The 21622-nt window shown below is 69.2% G+C and carries 27 protein-coding genes; 18 read left to right on the forward strand and 9 right to left on the reverse strand.

What is annotated here, in order from left to right:
* Positions 1 to 95 precede the first annotated feature (95 nt).
* Complete coding sequence (locus tag FHR04_RS08420; RefSeq protein ID WP_052195466.1) at positions 96 to 1124, forward strand: aldo/keto reductase; 1029 nt, start codon at positions 96 to 98, stop codon at positions 1122 to 1124.
* Positions 1125 to 1147: 23 nt separating this feature from the next.
* Here the strand turns inward: FHR04_RS08420 and FHR04_RS08425 are convergent, their stop codons facing one another.
* Positions 1148 to 1750 (reverse strand): helix-turn-helix transcriptional regulator, encoded by a 603-nt coding sequence (locus FHR04_RS08425; RefSeq protein WP_139402413.1) that lies wholly within the window; start codon positions 1748 to 1750, stop codon positions 1148 to 1150.
* Positions 1751 to 1857: 107 nt separating this feature from the next.
* Complete coding sequence (locus tag FHR04_RS08430) at positions 1858 to 2874, reverse strand: S1C family serine protease (RefSeq protein WP_139402415.1); 1017 nt, start codon at positions 2872 to 2874, stop codon at positions 1858 to 1860.
* Between the two features lie 114 nt (positions 2875 to 2988).
* Between FHR04_RS08430 and FHR04_RS08435 the strand changes: the two genes are divergently transcribed.
* Positions 2989 to 3369, forward strand: a complete 381-nt coding sequence (locus FHR04_RS08435; RefSeq protein ID WP_139402417.1) for an ACT domain-containing protein — start codon at positions 2989 to 2991, stop codon at positions 3367 to 3369.
* Here FHR04_RS08435 and FHR04_RS08440 read toward each other — a convergent pair.
* The gene (locus tag FHR04_RS08440) at positions 3359 to 3871 is read right to left on the reverse strand and encodes a GNAT family N-acetyltransferase (RefSeq protein ID WP_249039036.1); all 513 of its coding nucleotides are present in this window, start codon (positions 3869 to 3871) and stop codon (positions 3359 to 3361) included. The two genes, FHR04_RS08435 and FHR04_RS08440, sit on opposite strands and share 11 nt — an antisense overlap.
* Positions 3862 to 4872 carry an NAD(P)H-dependent flavin oxidoreductase gene (locus tag FHR04_RS08445; protein ID WP_139402419.1) on the reverse strand — a complete coding sequence of 337 codons (1011 nt, stop codon included), beginning with the start codon at positions 4870 to 4872 and terminating at the stop codon, positions 3862 to 3864. The genes FHR04_RS08440 and FHR04_RS08445 overlap by 10 nt, the downstream gene beginning before the upstream one ends.
* 25 nt (positions 4873 to 4897) lie before the next feature.
* On the opposite strand from FHR04_RS08445, the gene FHR04_RS08450 reads away from it, so the two are divergent.
* Positions 4898 to 5857, forward strand: a complete 960-nt coding sequence (locus FHR04_RS08450) for a histone deacetylase family protein (RefSeq protein WP_249039037.1) — start codon at positions 4898 to 4900, stop codon at positions 5855 to 5857.
* Positions 5858 to 6018: 161 nt separating this feature from the next.
* Here FHR04_RS08450 and FHR04_RS08455 read toward each other — a convergent pair whose 3' ends face one another.
* Both FHR04_RS08455 and FHR04_RS08460 read right to left on the reverse strand, forming a co-directional pair.
* On the reverse strand, positions 6019 to 6438 hold the full coding sequence (locus FHR04_RS08455; RefSeq protein ID WP_139402421.1) for a hypothetical protein: 420 nt from the start codon (positions 6436 to 6438) through the stop codon (positions 6019 to 6021).
* Positions 6439 to 6513: 75 nt separating this feature from the next.
* On the reverse strand, positions 6514 to 7365 hold the full coding sequence (locus tag FHR04_RS08460; protein ID WP_139402423.1) for a M55 family metallopeptidase: 852 nt from the start codon (positions 7363 to 7365) through the stop codon (positions 6514 to 6516).
* A gap of 155 nt (positions 7366 to 7520) precedes the next feature.
* Here FHR04_RS08460 and map point away from each other — a divergent pair, with 155 nt between their 5' ends.
* On the forward strand, positions 7521 to 8282 hold the full coding sequence (map, locus tag FHR04_RS08465) for a type I methionyl aminopeptidase (RefSeq protein ID WP_170213900.1): 762 nt from the start codon (positions 7521 to 7523) through the stop codon (positions 8280 to 8282).
* Entirely contained in the window at positions 8279 to 8947 is a 669-nt protein-coding gene (locus FHR04_RS08470; RefSeq protein ID WP_139402427.1) for a pentapeptide repeat-containing protein, read from the forward strand. The genes map and FHR04_RS08470 overlap by 4 nt, the downstream gene beginning before the upstream one ends.
* Before the next feature lie 2 nt (positions 8948 to 8949).
* On the opposite strand, the gene FHR04_RS08475 is transcribed toward FHR04_RS08470, so the two are convergent.
* A complete protein-coding gene (locus FHR04_RS08475) occupies positions 8950 to 9474 on the reverse strand; it encodes a hypothetical protein (protein ID WP_139402429.1) in 525 nt (174 codons plus the stop codon).
* Positions 9475 to 9646: 172 nt separating this feature from the next.
* Here FHR04_RS08475 and FHR04_RS08480 point away from each other — a divergent pair, with 172 nt between their 5' ends.
* Positions 9647 to 9922: a stage V sporulation protein S gene (locus tag FHR04_RS08480; RefSeq protein ID WP_039684868.1), complete on the forward strand. Its 276-nt coding sequence runs from the start codon at positions 9647 to 9649 to the stop codon at positions 9920 to 9922.
* A 195-nt stretch (positions 9923 to 10117) separates the two neighbouring features.
* Positions 10118 to 10798: a zinc metallopeptidase gene (locus FHR04_RS08485; RefSeq protein WP_139402431.1), complete on the forward strand. Its 681-nt coding sequence runs from the start codon at positions 10118 to 10120 to the stop codon at positions 10796 to 10798.
* Between the two features lie 81 nt (positions 10799 to 10879).
* On the opposite strand, the gene FHR04_RS08490 is transcribed toward FHR04_RS08485, so the two are convergent.
* Together FHR04_RS08490 and FHR04_RS08495 are read right to left on the reverse strand one after the other, a co-directional pair.
* Complete coding sequence (locus FHR04_RS08490) at positions 10880 to 11242, reverse strand: metal-sulfur cluster assembly factor (protein WP_052195463.1); 363 nt, start codon at positions 11240 to 11242, stop codon at positions 10880 to 10882.
* Complete coding sequence (locus tag FHR04_RS08495; protein ID WP_039684864.1) at positions 11242 to 11571, reverse strand: rhodanese-like domain-containing protein; 330 nt, start codon at positions 11569 to 11571, stop codon at positions 11242 to 11244. The genes FHR04_RS08490 and FHR04_RS08495 overlap by 1 nt, the downstream gene beginning before the upstream one ends.
* Positions 11572 to 11642: 71 nt before the next feature.
* Between FHR04_RS08495 and FHR04_RS08500 the strand changes: the two genes are divergently transcribed.
* From FHR04_RS08500 to ypfJ, 11 genes are all read left to right on the forward strand, one after another.
* Positions 11643 to 11924, forward strand: a complete 282-nt coding sequence (locus tag FHR04_RS08500; RefSeq protein WP_139402433.1) for a rhodanese-like domain-containing protein — start codon at positions 11643 to 11645, stop codon at positions 11922 to 11924.
* Between the two features lie 73 nt (positions 11925 to 11997).
* Positions 11998 to 13470, forward strand: a complete 1473-nt coding sequence (locus FHR04_RS08505) for a class-III pyridoxal-phosphate-dependent aminotransferase (RefSeq protein ID WP_139402435.1) — start codon at positions 11998 to 12000, stop codon at positions 13468 to 13470.
* A 201-nt stretch (positions 13471 to 13671) separates the two neighbouring features.
* Positions 13672 to 14466, forward strand: coding sequence for a BON domain-containing protein (locus FHR04_RS08510; RefSeq protein ID WP_139402437.1), 795 nt, complete (start codon positions 13672 to 13674; stop codon positions 14464 to 14466).
* 106 nt (positions 14467 to 14572) lie between these two features.
* Positions 14573 to 14890 (forward strand): PadR family transcriptional regulator, encoded by a 318-nt coding sequence (locus FHR04_RS08515; protein WP_039684855.1) that lies wholly within the window; start codon positions 14573 to 14575, stop codon positions 14888 to 14890.
* A complete protein-coding gene (locus FHR04_RS08520; RefSeq protein ID WP_039684853.1) occupies positions 14887 to 15216 on the forward strand; it encodes a hypothetical protein in 330 nt (109 codons plus the stop codon). Before FHR04_RS08515 ends, FHR04_RS08520 begins: the two co-directional genes overlap by 4 nt.
* Entirely contained in the window at positions 15213 to 15935 is a 723-nt protein-coding gene (gene lepB / locus FHR04_RS08525; protein WP_139402441.1) for a signal peptidase I, read from the forward strand. Before FHR04_RS08520 ends, lepB begins: the two co-directional genes overlap by 4 nt.
* A 244-nt stretch (positions 15936 to 16179) precedes the next feature.
* Entirely contained in the window at positions 16180 to 17178 is a 999-nt protein-coding gene (locus tag FHR04_RS08530; protein ID WP_139402443.1) for an iron ABC transporter substrate-binding protein, read from the forward strand.
* 55 nt (positions 17179 to 17233) lie between these two features.
* Positions 17234 to 17731, forward strand: a complete 498-nt coding sequence (locus tag FHR04_RS08535) for a hypothetical protein (RefSeq protein WP_139402445.1) — start codon at positions 17234 to 17236, stop codon at positions 17729 to 17731.
* 95 nt (positions 17732 to 17826) lie between these two features.
* Positions 17827 to 19377 carry an ABC transporter permease gene (locus FHR04_RS08540; protein ID WP_139402447.1) on the forward strand — a complete coding sequence of 517 codons (1551 nt, stop codon included), beginning with the start codon at positions 17827 to 17829 and terminating at the stop codon, positions 19375 to 19377.
* 10 nt (positions 19378 to 19387) lie between these two features.
* A complete protein-coding gene (locus FHR04_RS08545) occupies positions 19388 to 20491 on the forward strand; it encodes an ABC transporter ATP-binding protein (protein WP_139402449.1) in 1104 nt (367 codons plus the stop codon).
* Positions 20492 to 20620: 129 nt separating this feature from the next.
* Positions 20621 to 21496, forward strand: coding sequence for a KPN_02809 family neutral zinc metallopeptidase (gene ypfJ / locus FHR04_RS08550; RefSeq protein ID WP_139402451.1), 876 nt, complete (start codon positions 20621 to 20623; stop codon positions 21494 to 21496).
* Positions 21497 to 21622 lie beyond the last annotated feature (126 nt).

Consider the following 21622-nt stretch of genomic DNA (forward strand, 5'->3'; position numbering starts at 1 on the left):
GGCCGCAGCATACGCAGGGCAGGCGTAGAGTTGGGCCTGTCCAATTTGCCGTCCCACCCCGTTTCAATCCCATCCCGTTTCAAGAAGGAGACCGCATGACCCCATCCACTGACCTGCCCGCCCGCCAGCTTCGCGATCTGACCGTGTCCGCCCTGGGCCTGGGCTGCATGGGCATGAGCGAGTTCTACGGCGACACCGACGAGGCCGAGAGCCTGCGCACGCTGAACCGCGCCCTGGATCTGGGCGTCACCTTCTACGACACCGCCGACATCTACGGCCCCCACACCAACGAGGAACTGCTGGGCCGCTGGCTGAAGGGGAAGCGGGACCGCGTGGTGCTGGCCACCAAGTTCGGCATCGTGCGCGAGCCGGGCTACCCGATGCAGCGCAGCCTGTCGGGGCGGCCCGAGTACGTGCGCCAGTCCATCGAGGCCAGCCTCAGGCGCCTGAAGACCGATCACGTCGATCTGTACTACCTGCACCGCCCCGATCCGCAGACGCCCATCGAGGACACCGTGGGCGCGATGGGCGAGCTGGTGGAACGCGGGCTGGTGCGCTTCCTGGGCCTCTCGGAGGTGGACGCCGCAACGCTGCGCCGCGCCGACGCCACCCACCCGATCACCGCCCTGCAAAGCGAATACTCGCTGTGGACGCGTGACCCGGAGAATGCCCCCCACCCCGAGGATGGCCAGCCGGGTGAAAGTGTGCTGGCGGCCTGCCGTGGCCTGGGCGTGGGGCTGGTGCCGTACAGCCCGCTGGGACGCGGCTTCCTGACCGGGCAGCTCAAGTCCCCGGAGGATTTTGGCCCCGACGATTTCCGCAGCACCAGCCCGCGCTTTCAGGGCGAGAACTTCCAGAAGAACCTGGATCTGGTGGCCGAGGTGCAGGGTCTGGCCGGGGAAAAAGGCTGCACGCCCGCGCAACTGGCGCTGGCCTGGGTGCTGGCGCAGGGAAAAGACATCGTGCCCATCCCCGGCACCAAGCGTGTGAAGTACCTGGAAGAAAACCTGGGCGCGCTGGACGTGACGCTGACCCCCGACGATCTGGCGCGCATCGACGCGGCCTTCCCGCCCGGCGTGGCGACGGGAGCGCGCTACGGGCAGATTCAGGCGGTCAAGCGGTAGGCCGCGCGCCATCTGACGCTGCCCTACACGCTGACCAGCCCCAGCCCAATCCCGCGCGCCACCGCCCCGGCGCGGCTCTGGACGCCCAGCTTGGAATACAGCGAGGCGACGTGGAACTTGACCGTGCTTTCCGACACGCCCAGGTCACGGGCGGCGCGCTTGTTGCTCAGGCCCAGGGCCAGCAGGTTCAGCACGTCCCGTTCGCGCGGTGTCAGGGTCACACCGGTCAGGGGGCCTTCGGCGTCCTCGTCCGGATCGTCGGGCAGGCCCACCTGACCCGGCAGCAGCACCGCCAGCCCCGCCGCCGCGCCCAGCACGCCGGCCAGCACCTCGGCGGGGGTGGCGTCGGCGGGCAGGGCGGCCCAGCCTCCAGTCAGGAGTTCGGACAGCCGCGCGGCCCAGGTGGGTGAGCCCAGCGCCACCACGGCGGGCGCGTCGGCCAGCGCCCCGCTGTCGGTCAGCCAGGCATCGTCCACCAGCAGCACGTCCGCTTCGGCCTCCTGCTCTTGGGCCTCCTGCACCACCGGAAAGCCCGCCGAGGACAGGAGGGCGGCCAGCCCCGCCGCCATCACCGCGCTGCCCACCGCGATCCGCACGCTGGGCAGCAGGGTCAGGGGCGCGGTCATGCCCCATGCTAAGGGGGCTGGCGGCCCCGCGAGACCAGCTGCCCTGGCTGCCTCGCCCTGACCTGTCTGGCCTCGCGCCGGCTGACCCGCCTGCGTCTGGCCCATGCTCAGCGCTCGCCGATCACCAGCGTCACGTCGTGTTCCTGGCCGCCGCGCAGGATGCGGGCGCTGACGCTCTGCCCGGCCCGCTCGCGGACGCGCCCCAGCAGTTCCGGCGGACGGCGCACCGGCTGGCCGTCCAGCGACAGCAGCACGTCGCCCACCAGCAGTCCAGCCTGGGCGGCGGGGCTGCCGTCCTCGACACTGACCACGGTCAGGCCCACCCTGCCGCCCTGGCCCCAGCGCCCCCGGCCACCCCAGGGGCCACGCTCCCAGTTCCCGCGCTCCCAGCCGCCGCGTCCACGGCCGCCGCCCCAGCCCTCGCGGCCCTGGCCCCACTCGCCCCGGCCTCTGCCGGGGCCACGGTTGGGAGGCCCGTTGTCGGCGCCGATCTGCGGTTCCGGCCCATCCGTCTGTGGAAACATCACCGGCTGGGTGGCAATGCCCAGATAGCCGCGTGGCACGCGCCCAGTGCTGCCCAGCAGCCCGGCCACCTTCAGGGCGCGGTCAGCGGGAACGGACAGCAGTTCGCCGCGCGCGACGCCTGCGTTCAGCACGCCCACCAGACCGCCGCGTGCGTCCACCAGCGCGCCGCCGCTGACCCCCCGGAAGGGCGCCGCGCCGCTGGGCAGCCAGCCCCGGGCGCGGCCCTCCCCGGTGGGCTGCCACTCCAGCAGGCCCAGCGTCGCCTGGACGCCGTGCGGGGGACGGCCCACCGCCAGCAACAACTCGCCCACGCGCACGCCCCCACTGGCCCCCAGGGCCGGCAGGTTCAGCCCTTCTACCCGCAGCAGCGCCAGATCGCTGGCCGGGTCACGGCCCGCCACCGCAGCGCTCAGCTCACGCCCGTCGTGGGTGACCACGCTGACCTCCTCGCCGTGCAGGACATGCGCCACGGTCAGCACCAGCCCGTCGCCGATCACCGTGCCGCTGATGGGCCGCTCGGCGCGGACAGAAACGATACTCGTAGACACGGCTTCTACCGCGTCGGCCACTAAGTTCGATAGCTCAGAAAAATTTGTCATGCCCCCATGGTGCGCTTCGGGCCAAAAAGGCGCGCCGGGCGAATGGTGGGGGCGTGCCCCTGGCCGAATGGGGGAGGGAAGCGCTCCGCATCCGGCTCAGATAGCATCTGCGACATGCCCCTGACCCTCTCCGTGCTGAGCGGCACCTACGCCGTGTGCCAGCTTCCCGCCGACGCCGCCCCGCCCGCCTGGGCTTACGCGGGCGAGTTCTGGAGCGTGACCCGCGTGCCCGGCGAACTGTCGGTGGTCTGCGCTGCGGAGGGCGTGCCAGCGGGGGTGCGGGCCGAGCGGGGCTGGGCGGCGCTGCGGCTGCACGGCCCCTTCGAGTTCACGCTGACCGGCATCCTGGCCGGCGTGCTGAACCCGCTGCGGGACGCGGGCGTGGGCATTTTCGCCCTGTCCACTTTCGACACCGATTACGTGTTGGTGGCGCAGCCGCGTCTGACCGAGGCGGTGACGGCCCTGCGCGCGGCAGGCCATACGGTTACCGACTGAAGAGGTTCCGCCGCAGCACGAACTGAATCACCGGCACCAGCGCGCCCCGGTATTCCTGCGGGCTGCCCTGCCCAATTTCCGTGAAGCCCAGCCGCCGCATCAGCGCCCGCGAACGCAGGTTGGGCGCGTGAACCTCGGCGGTGACCGTCTGCAGGCCCAGGTCAGCGAAGGCGTGTGCCAGCGTCAGCCGTCCGGCCTGGAGGCCCAGGCCCTGACCCCACAGCGCCCGCTCCCCGATGGCAATGCCGAACTCGGCGCTGTCTCCGGTAAACCCCGCCAGATCGGTGTAACCCACCAGCACGCCGTCCACCGTGATGCCGTGGCGCAGCAATTCCGGCGGCGTCAGCGTCAGCAGGCCCCGCCAGTGCTGGCGGATGTGCTCGGCGGGCAAGCCCACCGGCCAGTCGATGGCGAGGCAGAACTCTTCGTCCGCGCCCCAGCGCACCGCGCTTTCCTCGTCGCCGGGCCGCAACGGGCGCAGGCGCACGTCGGCTATGGCCACAGCCCGTCCAGAATTTGGGCCGCCGAACCCTCCTGACCCTGGGCCACGCCTTCCCCGGCCCACAGGCTCAGCACGTCCGCGCGGCCGGCTGCGGCCCCCGCTGCACGCATGGGACGGGTCAACGCGTTCTGAAAAGGATAGGGCAGAGGCTGCCCAATTCCCTCCGTGACGGCGTTTCTCAGGCCCCGCGCCGTTCTTCCGCTGAAGGCGCGGGTCAGGACGGTGTCGCCTGCCTTCGCCGCTGCCAGCGCGGCCCGGTACGGCGCGGACGTCCCGGCCTCCGTCGCCCGCAGAAACGCCGTGCCGCACTGTGCGAGGCTGGCCCCGGCCTCCAGCACGGCGCGCACATCTCCCGCTGTCATCAGCCCGCCCGCCGCGATCAGGGGCGTGCGGACGCTCCCGGCTGCCGCACGGGTCAGCGCCAGCGTGTCGGCCAGCTCATCTTCCAGCCAGCCGCCCCGGTGGCCGCCCGCCGCGCCGCCCTGCACCACGGTGGCGTCCACCCCGTCGGCCTCCAGCTGCCGCGCCTCCTCCAGCCCCGTCGCCGTGCCGATCACCAGAATCCCGCGTTCCCGTAGCGCCTCCATTTGACGCGCCGTCAGCCGCCCGAAGGTGAAGGAGAGAACGGCGGGGCGAAGCTCCAGGACGGCGTCCAGCTGTGCGCCGAAGTCTATGTCCGCCTGGGTGGTCAGGGCAGGCGGCGGCAGGCCCAGATCACTGTGGAAAGGGGCCAGTTCGGCGGTGGCCTGCTCCACTTCCAGCTCTGTGGGCTGCACGCTGGGCTGCGGCGCGAACAGGTTGACGGCGAACGGCCCCCGCGTCAGCCGCCGCACCGCCGCCCCTGCTTCCAGAATCTGTGCGGGCGTCAGGTACGCCGCGCCCAGGCTGCCCAGCCCGCCCGCGTGGCTGACGGCGGCGGCCAGTTCCGGGGTGCCCGGCCCGCCCGCCATCGGGGCCAGGACGATGGGCCGCAGGTTCAGCCGCTGCATGATGGAAGGCATGCCCAGACTGTAGCCTGCCCGGACTGTGGTCGCCGCCTCCCACCCGTTCCGCGCCCTGACCGCCTACCGCCGCGCCGCCTATGCCGGGCAGCCCGCACCCCGGCGGCAGTTCATGGCGCGTGAGTTCATGCTGGACCTGCTGGAGCGGGTCGGCGAACGGCTGCCGCTGGAGGACGCCCCGGATCTGCCCTGGGCGCTGGCCGAGCGGGTGCATGACCCGGCGTATCTGGCCCGCTGGCGGGGCGGCGAGGTCACCCGCGCCGAGGAACGCGCGCTGGGCTTTCCCTGGACGCCCGCCGTCGTGGAGCGCGGCCTGGGCAGCAGCGGGGCCACCCTGGCGGCCACCCGCGACGCGCTGCGGGTGGGGCTGGGCCTCAACTTCGGCGGCGGCACCCACCACGCCTACGCCGATCACGCCGAGGGTTTTTCCTTCCTGAACGACGTGGTGATCAGCGCCCGCTGGCTGTTGGACAGCGGACACGCCCGCCGCATCCTGATCCTGGATCTGGACGTGCATCAGGGCAACGGCACGGCGTCCATGCTGGCGCAGGAGGCGCGGACGCTGACCGTCAGCCTGCACGGCGCGAACAACTACCCGTTCACCAAGGAAACGGCAGGCCTGAACGTCGCCCTGCCCGACGGCACCGGGGACGCGGCGTACCTGGCGGCGCTGGACGATCAGGTGGCCCCTGCCGTGGCCGCCTTTCGCCCCGATTTCGTCTTCTATCTGGCGGGAGCGGACGTGCTCGCGGGCGATCAGCTGGGCAAGCTGGCCCTGAGCGTGGACGGCGTGCGCCAGCGGGACGAACGGGTGTTTGCCTGGGCCGCCCGCGCCCGCCTGCCGCTGGTCACGGTGATGGCCGGAGGCTACAACCGCGATCCGCAGCGGCTCATCGCGGCACGGCTGGGGACGGTGGAGGCGGCGCTGGGGGCGTTCAGCAGGGCGAAAGGCCGTGACGCTGTGGGATTTCTACACCAGTCTTAGCGCATTTGTCCAAATTACGGCATCAGAGGAGAAGACTTTTGCTGCCTCCATTCTCTGCTCCGCAGCTTTGCAAGTCCCAACTGCTCGTCGAAATTCACTCACTCTCTGCGAGCTGTGCCAGTCCGTTCGGTCAAAAGTGAACAGCTCTTTTGACAAATGCTCTAGAACCGCAGTTCCACGCCCACGCCCGCGCCAAATCCGCTGGCGGTGCCGCTTCTCACGTAGGCCCGCCACCCGGCTGGCCCCAGCAGCGGCCCGCGCACGCCACCCTCGGCGTAGACCCCGAAGCGGTTCACATATTCCCCTCCAGCCGTGGCGAAGGCGTCCACCCGCGTGATGGGCAGGTTGATGTCCCGCATCGTGGCGCCCAGCGCGTACCGGTTGGCGTTGGTGTTTTTCCAGGCTTTCTCGGCCGCCCCCTCGATGCCCAGCGTGCCCAGGATCGGCACCCGGAACACCGAGCCGCCCGCGTGCAGGCCGTAACCGCGCGTCGTGGCGTCCACCCCGGCCCACGCGGTGGCCGCCGAGGCACTGGCAGGAAGGGCGAGGGCGGCGGCCAACAGCAGGGGGCGCAGGTTCATGCGCTCAGGGTAACGGGTGGGCATGAGGGGGGTGGGCGCGGCGCTCTCACCGTGTTCCTCTTTCCAGCTGACCTCTTACCCGTTCAGCCGCACGCCCGCCACCGTCGCCAGCATGCGGAAGGTCTGGAACAGGTGGTAGGCGTTCTCACTGCTCCAGCCCACGGTCACGGCGTCCACCCGCGTCACGCCCGGCACGCGGGCACAGGCGTCGGCGCGGGCCTGGTGGTCAAAGGACAGCTGACACGGCGCGGGCCAGCGGGTGGTGTAGGGCTGGGCATTTTGGGCCGCCCGCACCGCCTGTTCGGCCCCCTCGCGGATGCGCCGCTGCGCTTCGGCAGGGTGCAGGTGAATGGCGGCGTAGGTGCTCAGCCCCTCCTTGACGGCCACGGTGACCACCCCTTCCCCCAGTTCGGCCGTGATCTCGGCCATCGCCACGTCGTCGCCGCAGGCAAAGACCACGGGTACGTCGTAATGCCCGGCCACCAGCGCGTTCAGGCCGTACTCGCCGGTGTCGATGCCGCCCACCCGGACGTTGCGGATAAAGCCGTTCCAGGTGTGCGCCAGCGGGCCGCGCGGGCTGCCGGCGCGGGCGTGGTAGCCCACGAACAGCAAGGCGCCCACGCCGTCCTCCTGCACGCCCTGCACCATGCTCAGAGGTTTGTCGTTGCCGCTGGTGAAGCGCACCCCCTGGGGCAGCAGTTCGGGAATCAGGTTCCGCATGGTGTCGTGGCTGTCGTTGACCAGCACGTCCGTCGCGCCGCCCATCAGGGCGCCCTCGGCGGCGGCGGCGGCTTCCAGGGTCATGCGCTCGCGGGCCGCCTGGTACTCGGTGCCGTTCACCAGACCGCCGAACTCCGGCGGGCTGACCTGCACCCACGACGCCACGCCGCACACGCCCTCCATATCCACGCTGATCACGACTTTCATGCGGGTCAGTGTAGGGGGTTGCAGCGGCAAACGTGTGGGCGGTGGTCGGCGCGCGCAGTGGGGCAGACGCGGCGCGGGGAAGCGGACATCCCGGCCCGGCAACCATCGACGGACAACCATTAATCCCTGTCGGGGGCGTGCTAGCCTCATATGTTATGAGCCGCGTTTCCCTGAAATCCGCCCGCGAAATCGAGGCCATGCGCCGTGCGGGGGCGCTGGTCGCCGAAACCTTCCGAGTCCTGGATCCCTTCGTCAAACCCGGCGTGACCCTGGCCGAGCTGGACCGCATCGCCGAGGAACACATCCGCAAGGCCGGGGCCACACCCGCCTACCTGGGCTACGGCCCGCGCAACAATCCCTTTCCCGCCACCATCTGCGCCAGCGTCAACGAGGTAATCTGCCACGGCATTCCCGACGGGCGCGAATTGAAAGAGGGCGACATCATCGGCGTCGACATCGGCGTGCTGATGGACGGGGTCTACGGCGACGCCTGCTACACCTACACGGTGGGGCGCGTGACCCCCGAGATTCAGGCGCTGGTGGACACCACCCGCGAGGCGTTGACCGCCGGACTGGGCGTGGTGCGGCCCAATGCCCGCACCGGCGACATCGGCCACGCCATCCAGACGCTGGCCGAGGGGCGCGGCTACGGCGTGGTGCGCGAGTACACCGGCCACGGCATCGGCAAGCGCCTGCACGAGGAACCCACCATCTACCACCACGGGGCGCGCTACACCGGCCTGAAACTGCAGCCCGGCATGGTCTTTACCATCGAGCCGATGATCAACCTGGGCCGCCCCGAAACCCGCCTGCTGGACGACCGCTGGACCGTGATCACCGCCGACAAGCTGCCCAGCGCCCAGTTCGAGCACACGCTGGTGGTCACGCCCAGGGGCCACGAAATCCTGACCCTGTGACGCCCGCCCCGCAAACGAAGCCCCCCAGCCCGCCGAAGTTCCCACGCGGCGGCCTGCGGACCCTCACCCCGGCCGAGCTGGAGGACGAATCGGTCTTTCGGGGCGGCGTCATGGAGGGCGGTTCGCTGGATGCGGGCACGCTGCAGACCGTCTCCTTCGAGGGCTGCGTCTTCCGCGAGGTCAACCTGAGCGGCGTGGCGTGGAACCTGATCCGCCTGAAGGACGTGCGTTTCGAGGGCTGTGACCTGAGCGGCGCACGCTGGACCGAGGCAGCGCTGGAGCGCGTGCAGTTCACCGACTGCCGCCTGACCGGCCTGCAACTGCCAGGGGCGGTGCTGCGCCATGTCCGCCTGACCCGCGCGCTGGCCCCGCTGTCGCTGTGGCCGGAAGTGGACTCCAAACACCTGTGGCTGGAAGACTGTGATCTGACCGAGGCGGTGTTCATGGACGCCAAACTGCCCGGCGCGGTGTTCCGGGCCTGTGTTCTGGGCAAGACCGAGTTTCACGGCGCGGGGCTGGAGGGGGCCGATCTGCGCGGCTCAGACCTTCAGGGCGTCCGCGTGGGCCTGCGGGAACTGGCGGGGGTGAGCGTCGAACCTGTTCAGCTGCTGGAACTGGCCCACCTGCTGGGCGTGCGGGTGCAGGAGTTGCCGGAGAACGCCTGAGCCTAGGCCCGCACCCGCGCGCCCACCGTCTCGAAGCGTTCGCCCAGAAAATGCCCCTGCGTCAGCAGCCGGTCCGCCGAGGCGTGGTGCTGGCCCAGTGCCCCCGCCACGCCGGCGTTGATCAGCTCCAGCTGTTCGCGCAGCAGGGCCTCGGCGCTCTGCCCGCGCTCGTTCAGGCGGGCGCGGGCGGCGGCGGTCAGGTTCAGGTACGCCCGCAGGGTGGCGGGCAGATACTCGGCGTGGGCCTGCCGGATCAGATAGGTGGTGTGGGCATCCAGCGGCCCGGCGTCCAGCGCGTCCTGCAGGCGGCACAGCAGCGCCAGGGCGTACAGGCGGTGCGGTTCGGGCAGCCTCAGGGCCAGGTCGGCGGCGCTGTCGCCCTGGGCGGCGGGGGCGCTGCCTTCCGGCTGCCGCCGGTCCGGCTGGCGCAACACTTCCAGCCGGTGACGGTGGATCATCTGGCGGCGCAGCAGGGGAAAGGCGAAGATGCTGCCAAAGAAAAAAAGAGGAACCAGGACTTCTTCCACGGATGTAACCTCCTGTCGGTTGAGGCTGACGCTACCGGTCCCCGGAGATGCTGGCGTCCCTCCAAAGGCGGAGGCACCTGCGCCACCCCAGGGGGCGTCCACTGGGGGAATTGCCCGCTGGACCGCCGTCGCCTAGACTCTGGGCGATTCAGTTCCTGGAGGAACCCCAGCCTTGGAAACCCTGCGCGTCTCTGCTACATCCCGTCCCAACGCCATCGCCGGGGCGATTGCCGCTCTGCTGCGGTCCCAGGGCGGCGTGGAAATTCAGGCCATCGGCCCGGCGGCCGTCAACCAGACGGTCAAGGCGCTGGCGATTGCGCGCGGCTACCTGGTGAACGACGGGCTCGACCTGTGCGCCCAGCCGGAATTCGTCAAGCTGGACGTGCAGCACGAGGAACGCACCGCCCTGAAGTTCATGGTGCGGGCGCAGCCCAAGGCCGCCGGCTGACCGCGCCTCAGACCCCGCAGCGGGGCGGCGGACGTGAATCCGGCCCCGCCCCGTTCTCATAAAACCTGAGTGTGGGACGCTAAGATATTGGTGGCGAAAGCTCTGGTCTCACCGGGGTGCACGCCGCGTTTGTCTCTCTGTCACTGGCTGGCCCCGTTTCAGGGCCGCGCCTCACTTCCCGGAGGAAGTTTCCCTATGTTTCTTGGCCCCTACACCCCTCTGATTCTGATCGTGTTCGTGGCTTCGCTGCTGATCCAGGGCTATCTGAGCAGCACCTACAAAAAGTGGGGCAAGGTCCGCAACGCCCGTGGCCTGACCGGCGCGGAAGTGGCCCGCATGATGCTCGACGAGAACGGCCTGCAGGGCGTGCCGGTGCAGGCGGTGCGCGGCAACCTGACCGATCACTACGATCCCGGCAAGAAGACCGTCAACCTGAGCGAAAGTGTGTTCGGCGTCGCCAGCGTCGGCGCGATGGCGGTGGCCGCCCACGAGGTCGGTCACGCCCTGCAGGACAAGGTCCGGATGCCCGCGCTGGTGCTGCGCGGCAAAATGGCCGTGCCGCTGAGCCTGGGCATGAACCTGGCCCCGTGGCTGCTGCTGGCGGGCATCTTCTTGCAACTGTCCGGTCTGTTGTGGCTGGGCGTGATCCTGTTCGGCGCAGCCCTGATCTTTCATGTGGTGACGCTGCCGGTGGAATTTGACGCCAGCCGCCGGGCGCTGGCCTACCTGGACAGCCGGGGCCTCAACGGCACAGTGCAGGGCCAGAACGGCGCGAAGAACGTGCTGACCGCCGCCGCCCTGACCTACGTGGCCGGCTTCGCGATGGCGCTGGTGCAGTTCCTGAACATCCTGGGCATTGCCCGCAACAGCGACTGACACCCGGCACTCCGAACACCGATTCAAAACGAAACAGGCGGCCTCCATATGGGGCCGCCCGTTCTATATGGGGGGTGCGGGTTAAACGTTGAAGCCGAACATCCGCATCTGGCGCTTGCCGTCCTCGGTCATCTTGTCCGGTCCCCACGGCGGGGTCCACACGAATTCCACGTTCACGTCGTTCACGCCGTCCAGGCGGCCCACGGCCATCTCGGCGTCGGCGCGGATCAGGTCCTGCACCGGGCAGCCCACGCTGGTCAGGGTCATGGTGATGTCCACCAGTCCGCCTTCCTGCACGTCCACGCCGTAGATCAGGCCCAGATCCACCACGTTCACCGGAATCTCGGGGTCCTTGACGATCTTCAGGGCCTCGCGGACCTGTTCCTCGGTGGGCAGGGCGCCCGCCGGGGCGGCAGAGGCCTGCACGTTCTGTTCAGTGTCCATCAGTTCGCTTCTCCTTTGACTGCGGTGCCCTCGGTGGGCAGACCGGCCTCGGCCCAGGCCAGCGTGCCGCCGCCCAGGTTGACCACGCGGTCATAGCCGTGTTGCGTCAGGTACTCGCCGGCACGGGCGCTGCGGGCGCCGCTGCGGCAGATCATCACCAGTTCGCGGTCTTTGGGCAGTTCCGAGAACCGGCTTTCCAGCTCGCTCAGCGGCAGCAGCGTGGCCCCCTCGGCGCGCAGTTCGTCGTACTCGTTCTGCTCGCGGACGTCAACCAGCATGGCGCCCTGCTTGACGCGGTCCTGACCTTCTTGCGGGGTGATGTCTTCCATACCAGCAGCATAACCGAGTCCTCCGGGCGGAATGTGCCCGCGGTCCGCCGGCGCTGGCCTATGCTGCGCCCATGCCCCTGCCCGAAGGCGTGACCGTCATCGACCTGCGCCCCGCCGAGCTGCGCTTTGCCCAGCCGCTGGAACCGCTGCTGAGCGGCCGGCCTGTCCTGGCCCTCTCGCTGGACCAGATCGAGGACGGCGCGCACGGCCTGACCCCGGCCAGCGGGCCGCTGCTGGTGATCTGCGAGCGGGGCGTGCGCTCCGGGCTGGCGGCGCGGTACCTGCGGGCCGACGGGCTGGAGGCCGAGGCCTATCCGGGCGGGGTTCCGGCCCTGCTGCGCGAGACCCGGTAGCCGGGCTGCCGGGCACCACCTTTGCGCGCCCCCGGTCCTGTCTTCTCCCTGACCTTCCCCTACACTGACCCCCATGTCTGCGCCTGTCTCCACACTGCCCTCCGGCTTTATTTCGGCCGACGATGTCTTGCACGACCGCCTCGGCGCCTCCGAAGTCCGCCGTCTGGAACTGCACTACGGCAACGCCGAGCTGCTGTACGGGCTGGAATTGCTGGGCGTGGCCGGACCTTTTTCGCGCGTGACGCCGTGGGAACTGGAAGACGAGAACGGCGTGCGGCGCATCAATGCCAGCGGCTACGCCGCCACCCCGTTCGGCGAGATGCCCCCGGTGCTGACCGACTTTCTGCACGGGTTTCTGGACCACAACCGCTCGATGGGCCTGCCGCAGCAGTCCAGCGCCCCATGGCGCGCGGCGCTGGAAGCCAACCTGATCCGGCTGCTGGCCCGCGAACTGCCCAGCCACGCCGACTCGCAGGTCTTCTTCTGCTCCAGCGGCACCGAGGCGGTGGAGGGGGCGCTGAAGTTCGCCAAGGCGTTCCGGCCCGATTCCAAGTTCCAGATCTCCTTCGGCAGCGGCTACCACGGCAAGACGCTGGGCAGCCTGAGCCTGACGCCCAACCCGGAATACCAGGACATCTTCCGCCCGCTGGTGCCGGGGGCGCTGACCGTGCCGTACGGCGACCTCGACGCCCTCAAGGCGCTGATCCGGCGCGTCGGCCCCGACAAGATCACCTGCGTCATCGTGGAACCCATCCAGGGCGAGGGCGGCGTGAACATTCCGCCGCCGGGCTTCCTGAGCGGGCTGGGCGAGTACTGCCGCAAACACGGCATCGTGGTGATCGCCGACGAGATCCAGACCGGGCTGGGGCGCACCGGCCACTGGTTCGAGTCGGCGGCGCAGGGGCTGGACCCCGACATCATCACCCTCGCCAAGCCGCTGGGCGGCGGCATGACGGCGGTGGGCGCCACCATCGCCCGCCACGACATCTACAAGAAGATGCTGGGCGGCCTGAGCAGCAAGCGCCACAGCAACACTTTCGGCGGCGGCGCGCTGGCAATGGCGGTGGGCCTCAAGTCGCTGGAGTACCTGATCGAGAACGATCTGCCTGCCCGCAGCCTGGAACTGGGGCGCGTGGGTCTGGAGCGCTTGCGGGCCACCCAGCAGAACTACCCCCGCCTGCTGGAAAACGTGCGCGGCCAGGGCCTGCTGCTGGCGATGCAGTTTCAGCCGATGCTGGGGGTGCCGCTGCCCGGCGTCCTCAAGGAACTGGTGTTCGAGGCCACCGCCCTGCTGGCCCTGCGAGAGCTGCATGAGTCCGGCGTGATGGCCAACCTGAGCCTGAGCAGCAAGCGCACCGTGCGCCTGACTCCCGCGCTGGACATGCCGCGCGACGTGTTCGACACCCTGTTTGACCGGGTAGACGACTTTGCGAAGCGACGCCCCGTCTCGCGCGACCTGCTGACCGGAACGCCGCCAGTGCTGACTGCCCGACTGGCGAAATTTGCCGCCAGCAAGCCCAAGAAGCGCACCCCCAGCGACGGCTGATACAACCTCCGATTGACTCATTGGTGGGCCGGGAAGACGCTGGTTTGCCAACGAAACAGACAGCATCCGGATGAGGCGCTTCAGGGGCACGGAAGCCGCGCTGGCCCGCGCAGGGCATGCACCTGAGGCTGGACCCTGAACAATCCTTTACAGACGTATGTTTCCTCACAATTTGCCCTGGTGTTGGGGTACGCTCCAGCCATGTGGCCTTTCGGAAAAAGTACAGCGGATAGAGTCAAGGACGCCCTGAACGAGCAGCCCCGCCTGAAAGACCTGGGGTTGCAGGTGCAGGAAAAGGGCGGCAACGTTACCGTGACCGGCATGGTGCCCAATGACCGCTACGGCAACCTGGTCAAGGTGGTGGCCGAGGGCATCAACGGGGTCAAGAGCGTGGACACCAGCGGCCTGATCGCCCAGGAAGCGCCCCAGCAGGCCCAGGCGGCAGCGCCGCAGGACGCGGGTCCCAGCGCCTCGGACAATTCGTTCACCTCCGGCCCGGCCAGCGGCGGCACCGAGATTCCGGCCACCTCCAGCGCCAAGCCCGCCCCCGCCGCGCCCAGCATGGAGGCGGAGGTCAAGGAGATGGAGGAGCGCAGCAAGATTGCCAAGGCCGTGCATCAGGCCATCCGCAACAACGGCGAGCTGAAGGACGATCCCATCGACGTGTTGCAGAGCGGCAAGAGCGTGATCCTGCGCGGCGTGGTGGACAGTGACCACGAGCAGCGTCTGGCCGAGAAACTGGCCCGTGAGGTCGACGGCGTGTCCGGGGTGGACATCAGCGGCCTGCGCGTGGCCGCCGGGGCCAAGGAACTGAGCAAGGAAAAGGACACCCAGACCGGCGACACCGTGTACACCGTCCAGTCCGGCGATACGCTGGGCGCGATTGCCCAGAAGTACTATGGCAACGCGGCCGAGTACAAGAAGATCGCCCACTACAACAACATCAGCAACCCTGACCTGATCAAGGTGGGCCAGCAGATTCGCATTCCCGGCTGAACTTCGCCGGAACAGCAGGCCGCCTCAGCACTGGGGCGGCCACTTTTCTTCCCACCATTATCACACTCTGATATCGGACACTGACCGTGGAGATGGAGGTCTGCTGATGGATGTGAATCTCTTCAAGGGCAATCTCGATCTGATCCTGCTGAGCGTACTCGAGCAGGAAGGCGGCTATGGACAGGACATTGCCAAGCGGGTGGACGCGCTGACGCAGGGGCAGATCACGCTGAATGCCGGAAGCCTGTACCCGGCCCTGCACCGTCTGGAGCGCGCTGGATTTCTGAGCGCGTCCCTGACTCAGCCCGCGCGTGGGGGGCCGCCGGTCAAGACCTACCTGCTGACCGCGTCGGGCCGCACCGAACTGCGCCGCCGCCGCGAGGGCTACGCCGCCTTTGATCAGGCGCTGCGGAGCCTGTGGTGAGCGCCGACGCGCTGGAACGCTACCTGGGCCGCGCGACACGGTTCTTGCCGTCCCGAATACGCCGTGAGGTCCGGGCTGAACTGCACGCGAACCTGTATCAGGCCATGCTGGACGCCCGCCTGCAGGGCCTGAACGAGGCTGATGCCTGGGCCGCTGCCGTGCGCGAGTCCGGTTCAGCGTGGCGGCTGGCCCTGCAACTGGCGCGGGTGCACACGCTGGGTCTGGCGCCACGTGTGTTGCTTGCGGGCATGGTGCTGGGTGGGGCGGCCTACGCGGTGCGGGCAGAGGTCCACAGTGCGCCCACAGGCCAGGAGGCGCGGCCATGAACATGCGGCTGCGGAGCCTGTGGCGTGAATGGGCCTCGCCCATCGTCTTTGCGCTGCTCCTGACCCAGTTCGGTGCGACGGCGGTGGGGGTGGACGGGGCCAGCATGATGCCCGCCCTGCGCCACGGCGAACACCTGTTGCTGCCCACCGCCGAGGGCTGGGCGCATCGGCTGGGGATGGGTGGGTATCAGCGGGGCGACATCGTGGTTTTCAAGCCGCCGCGAGGGGCGGAATATGAATGGCGCAGCGATTACCGGGGTGTGCCGTTGCCGTGGCGCTACCGCCCTTATCTGGTCAAGCGTGTCGTGGGGGTGCCGGGCGACACCATCCGCATTCGCGCTGGGCAGGTCAGCGTGAACGGCCAGCCGCTGCCAGAGAAAGAAACGCAAGCTTACTGGAATACGTTTTGCGCCGATACCACCAGCGCCCCTGCCAACAGCGTCGCGGCCTCGCCCTCGCGAATGAATTTACCCAGTGTCACAGTGCCGCCCCACTCCTACTTCGTGATGGGCGACAACCGCAGTCCCGGTGGCAGTCTGGACAGCCGCGCGTTTGGGCCGGTGGACGTGCGGGACATCTCGGCCCGGGCCGTGGTCAGTGTGTGGCCGCTGGTCCGCAAGGCGTCGGCCATTCCGCCCTGTGACGGCGGCCCACAGCCCGAAGAGCGCGTGACGTTCAGCGGCCATGAGGAGTGGAATCCGCGCCTGCTGCTGCCCTGACCCGCGTCTGCATCTGACCTCTCTATGCCGGGCAGCGTCCACGCGGGCGGCCCGGCACACCTCACAACCAGGCGCCTGAGGTGGGGCGGGCGCCGTGACACATCGTCAAGTCCCAGCCTTCTCCCCGGCCGTTTGTCGGGAATGAGACTGTATTGGGCACTTTCCTGGCGCTCTCCCTTACCTCTCGTCTGCATCGGGACATTCATACCTCATTATTCCGACAAGTTTACTTAGGATTTACCCCATGCGAAACGCAACCCTCACCACCATCGCCCTGCTGCTGACCGGCACCACCCTGGCCCAGTCGGGTCAGTCCCTCACCTTGTACTCCGGGCGCGGCAAGACCTTCGTGGAACCCATCGTGCAGCAGTTCGAGAAGCAGACCGGCATCAAGGTCAACGTGCGCTACGGCAACGACGCGCAGCTGGTGGCCGCCCTGCGCGAGGAGGGCAGCCGCAGCCCCGCCGACGTGTTCTGGGGCAACTCGCTGGGCGCGCTGGGCGAACTGGCGTCCGAGGGCAAGTTCGTCAAGCTGGGCACCTCGCTGACCCGCAATGTGTCGCCCGACTACCTGCCTGCCGACCGCAGCTGGCTGCCCACCACCGTGCGCTTCCGCACCCTGGCCTACAACACCGAGAAGATCAAGCCTGAGACGCTGCCCGCCAGCGTGCTGGACCTGCCCAAGATGACCTCCCTGAAGGGCCGCATCGGCTGGACAGTGTCGTACCCCAGCTTCCAGGACTTCCTGGCGGGCATGATCGCCCAGCACGGCGAGGCCACCACCAAACAGTGGCTGGAGGGCATGAAGGCGCTGCAGCCCAAGGACTACAAGACCAGCAACGTGGGCATGCTGGAAGCCATGCGCTCCGGCGAGATCGACGTGGGCCTGACCAACCACTACTACATCCAGCGCGTCAACCGCCTGAACTATCCCATCGACACGTACTTTTTCAAAAACGGCGACATCGGCAACCTGGGCAACGCCACCGGCGCGGCCATCCTGAAGACGGGCAAGAACACGGCGGCCGCCTCGCGCTTCCTGAGCTATCTGGTGAGCAAGGACGCGCAGACCTTCTTCCTGAGCGTGAACTTCGAGTACCCGGTGATCGGCAACATCCTGCAGCCCACTACCATGCGCCCCTTCAGCGACGTGAGCAAGCGCGGCCCCAAGATCGAGCCGTCCGCCCTGCCCAAGAACATCGAGAAGGCCCAGAAACTGCTGCGCGACGCCGGCCTGCTGTAAGCCCCGGCGTCCCAGTTCAACCCCGTCCCGGTTTGTGCCGGTGCGGGGCTTTTTCATGGTTCACTGCGTCATGGGCATCCTGGGGCTGCTGCTGGGGGCGGGCATATCGGCGGGCGTGTTGACGGTGGTGACGGGCCTGCCGCTGGCGTGGGCGCGTGGGGTGGCGGCGCTGGCTTTCGTGGCGCTGCTGGCCGTGCTGGGCAGCGTGCTGTTTGCGGGCGGCAGTAGTTTGGAACGCAGTTTTGGGGCCGTATATCTGGTGATGGGCCTGCTGGCCGGGGCGCTGCTGGCCCTGCCCCGGCTGCTGCGCGGGGCGGGTCACGAACCCCTGTGGGTCAGCCTGGGCCTGGGCGTGGCCGCCGTCCTGCTGCTGATCGCCGCCGGCGTGGGCGTGGACGCGCTGCTGGGAGCAGTGTTGCCCGCGCCTGACCCACAGACGGGCGAGTCGGTCAAGGCCCAGATCTCGCAGGGCCTGAGCAACGGCCTGCTGATCGCATCCCCCGTCGTCCTGATCCTGCTGTCGTGGCGGGCCTGGCGCGGGCGCACGCCGTAACGGTGGCGGCCCCACGCACTGGATCCCTGCTGCGGGACAATCCCGACTAATCCGGTCTGTTACAGTCAGACTGCTGGCCCAGTGCTGCTTTTTTTATGACCCGACGACTGCCCCCCTTTCTGCTGCTGCCCGCCGTGCTGACCGTGCTGGGGGTGCTGGTGCCGCTGTCGTACCTGGTGCTGCGGGCGCTGGGGGCCGAGCCGGGCGCCCTGCGCGAGATCGTCTTTCGTTCACGCAACCTCGTGCTGGCGGGCAACACGCTGCTGCTGGGCGCGTCGGTGCTGCTAACCACCACGCTGGTGGCGCTGCCGCTGGCCTTTCTGGCGGCGCGCACGGATCTGCGCCCGCGCCGATTGCTGACGCTGCTGGGGGTGCTGCCGCTGGCGGTGCCAGGGTACGTGGGGGCCTACGCCTTCATCGCGGCGGGCGGCGCGGGCGGGGCCATCGACACCCTGACCGGGCTGCGGGTGCCGGGGCCGAGCGGCTTCTGGGGCGCGCTGCTGGTGCTGACGCTGTTTACCTTTCCGTACCTGTTCCTGAACCTGCACGCCGCGCTGCGCACCCAGGATCCCGCGCTGGAGGACGCAGCCCGATTGCTGGGCCGCACCCGCTGGCAAACGTTCTGGGGGGTTACGGTGCCGCACCTGCGCCCGGCGTGGCTGTCGGGCAGCCTGCTCATCGGCCTGCACACCCTGGGCGACTTCAGCGTGGTCAGCCTGATGCGCTACCCCACCTTCAGCGCGGCCATTTACCAGCAGTACACGGCGGCGTATGACCGGGTGTACTCGGCGTGGCTGGCGCTGGGGCTGCTGGTGCTGACCGGGGCGGCGCTGTGGCTGGAGGCGCGGTTCATGCGCGGCGTCTTTCTGTCGCGGGTGTCGCCCGCCACCGCCCGGAAGCCCGGCGTGGTGAGGCTGGGCCGCCTGCGCCCGCTGGCCTGGGGGTTCGTGGCGGCGCTGGCGGTCCTGACGCTGGTGCTGCCGCTGGGGACGATGCTGTACTGGCTGGGCCTGGAGAACAACCCGTTCGCCTGGGCCGGCTTGCTGGACGCCCTGAAATCCGCGCTGGGGGCGGCGGCGCTGGCGGCCCTGACCACCACCGCACTGGCCCTGCCGCTGGCCGTGATCGGCAGCCGGTTTACCGGACGCTGGCCGCGCGTCATCGAGCGGGCCGCGTACCTGGGTTACGCCACGCCGCCGCTGGCCTTCGCGCTGGCGCTGATCTTCTTCGTGCTGCGCGTGGTGCCGCCGCTGTACCAGACGCTGCCCCTGCTGATCATCGCCTACACCCTGCACTTTGTCGCCGAGGCCATCGGCCCCATTCGCAGCGGGCTGGTGCGCGCCACGCCCCGGCTGGAGGAAGCGGCCCGCGTGCTGGGCGTGTCGCGGGCGGGGGCGCTGCGGCGGGTCACGCTGCCGCTGCTGGGGCCGGGGCTGGGGGTCAGCGCGGCCTTCGTGTTCCTGAGTGTCCTGAAGGAACTGCCGCTGACGCTGTTGCTGGCGCCCATCGGCTTCGAGACGCTGGCCCGCAACGTCTGGTCTTACACCGAGGAGGCCCAGTACGCCAGCGCCGCCCCCTACGCGCTGGCGCTGGCGGCGGTGGGTGCTGTCCTGACCGGGCTGATCCTGCGGCGGGAGCGGGAATAAGGAGGGGTATATGACCGTCATCGAAAAGCCCAGGCCGGAGGCAGGTACGGCTGATCCCCTGGCCTCCGTCCCACCCGCGCTGGAACTGCAGGGGCTGGTCAAGTATTTTCACCCGCAGGGCCGCCCGGCCACGAACCTGCCCCCGGCGGTGGACGGCCTGAGCTTGCAGGTGGCGCCGGGCGAACTGCTCACGCTGCTGGGGCCGAGTGGCTGCGGCAAGACCACCACCCTGCGCCTGATCGCCGGGCTGGAGGAACCCGACGGCGGCGCGGTGTGGATCGGCGGGCACAACATGACGAACCCGCCGCAACCCCCCGAACGCCGGGGCGTGGGGCTGGTGTTTCAGGATTACGCGCTGTTTCCGCACCTGAGCGTGCTGGGCAACGTGCTGTTCGGGTTGAACCGTTTGCCCCGCGCCGAACGGCTGGCCCGCGCCCGCGAGACACTCTCGCTGGTGGGCCTGACCGTCTTCGAGACGCGCATGCCGCACCAGCTCTCGGGCGGGCAGCAGCAGCGCGTCGCCCTGGCCCGCGCGCTGGCCCCGCGCCCCCGGCTGCTGCTGCTGGACGAGCCGTTTTCCAACCTGGACGCGCAGCTGCGCCACTCCACCCGTCAGGAGGTGCGCGCCATCCTGCGCCGCAGCGGCGTGGCGGCCATCCTGGTCACGCACGATCAGGAAGAAGCGCTGGCCTTCAGCGACCGCATCGCCCTGATGCGTGCCGGGGTGGTGGTGCAGATCGGCACCCCACAGGATGTGTACGCCCGCCCGCGCACGGCCTTCGTGGCCTCCTTCCTGGGCCGCAGCAACCTGCTGTCGGGCACCGTACAGGCCGGGGTGGCGCGCACGGTGCTGGGCCAGATTGCGCTGGAGGGTGAGGCCCCCCCAGACGGCCCGGTGATGGTCAGCGTGCGCCCCGAGCATCTGGCGTTCGCCGCCGAAGGTGCCGGGGCCGAGGCGGTGGTGCTGGCCCGCGAGTTCAGGGGCCACGCCGTGACCTACACGCTGGCGCTGGGGCAGCAGGAAGTGCAGCTTCACGACACGGGTCAGGCACTGCACGCCGAGGGTCAGCGGGTGTGGGTGTGCGCGGTGCGGGCGGGGCGCGTGGTGCGCTGAGCGCGGCCTGACCCCCTTGCCTAAAGAACGGGTCAGCCCTCTGGCGGGGCGTGCAGCCTACAATGCAGCTTGCATGACAGCGTCATAGGGCCGCCCCGGTGCTGGCCCGGTACCCAAGGAGACACGACTATGGACTGGAAAAATCTGCCCGGCGGTGGCGGCGGCATTGAGGACAGGCGGGGCAGCGGCGGTATTCCTGGCGGCGGCATTGCCGTGGGCGGCGTGGGCGGGCTGATCATCGCCCTGATCGCCATGTTCTTCGGCATCGATCCCGGCGCAATCCTGGGCGACGGCAGCCAGCCACAGACGCAAAGTCAGAGCCAGACCCAGAATCAGTCACAGGGCGGCCCGGCCACCGATGAGGACTACCAGTTCGTAGACCGCATTCTGACCAGCGCCAACGGGGTCTGGGGCGGCATTTTCAAGCAGGCCGGGCGCACCTACACCCCGGCGCGGTTGGTGCTGTACACGCGCGGCACGCAGGGCGGCTGCGGCGTGGCGAACAGCGCCGTGGGACCTTTTTACTGCCCACTGGACAATAAGGTGTACATCGACACCGCCTTTTTTGCCACCATGCAGCGGCAACTGGGCGGCGGCGGCGACTTCGCCTACTCCTACGTGCTCGCCCACGAGATCGGCCACCACGTCCAGAACGAGCTGGGCATCGCCGATCAGGTCGAGCGCGAGCAGCGTTCCGCCCGCAGCGAGGCCCAGGCCAATCAGGCCAGCGTCCGGCTGGAGTTGCAGGCCGACTGCTTCGCGGGCGTGTGGGGCAACCGTGTGGGCGATCAGGCCAAGATCACGCAGGCCGACGTGCAGGAGGCCATCCGCACGGCCCAGGCCATCGGCGACGACAACCTGCAGCGGCAGGCGGCGGGCCGGGTGGTGCCCGATTCCTTTACGCACGGCAGCAGCCAGCAGCGCATCAAGTGGTTTACTACAGGATTCCAGACCGGCGATCCCAACAAGTGCGACACCTTCAACCAGAACTACAACCAGTTGTAATACGGACTCCGATTGAAAGGTGTTGGAAACACCTGGAAATCCGAGCGGAGCGAGAAAGAGAAAAACGGGTTCCGGACGTGGAGTGTAGGAACCGGCGCTCTCCCGGTTCCTACACGAAACAAACGG

Source organism: Deinococcus radiopugnans ATCC 19172, from assembly GCF_006335125.1.
Taxonomy (GTDB): Bacteria; Deinococcota; Deinococci; order Deinococcales; family Deinococcaceae; genus Deinococcus; species Deinococcus radiopugnans.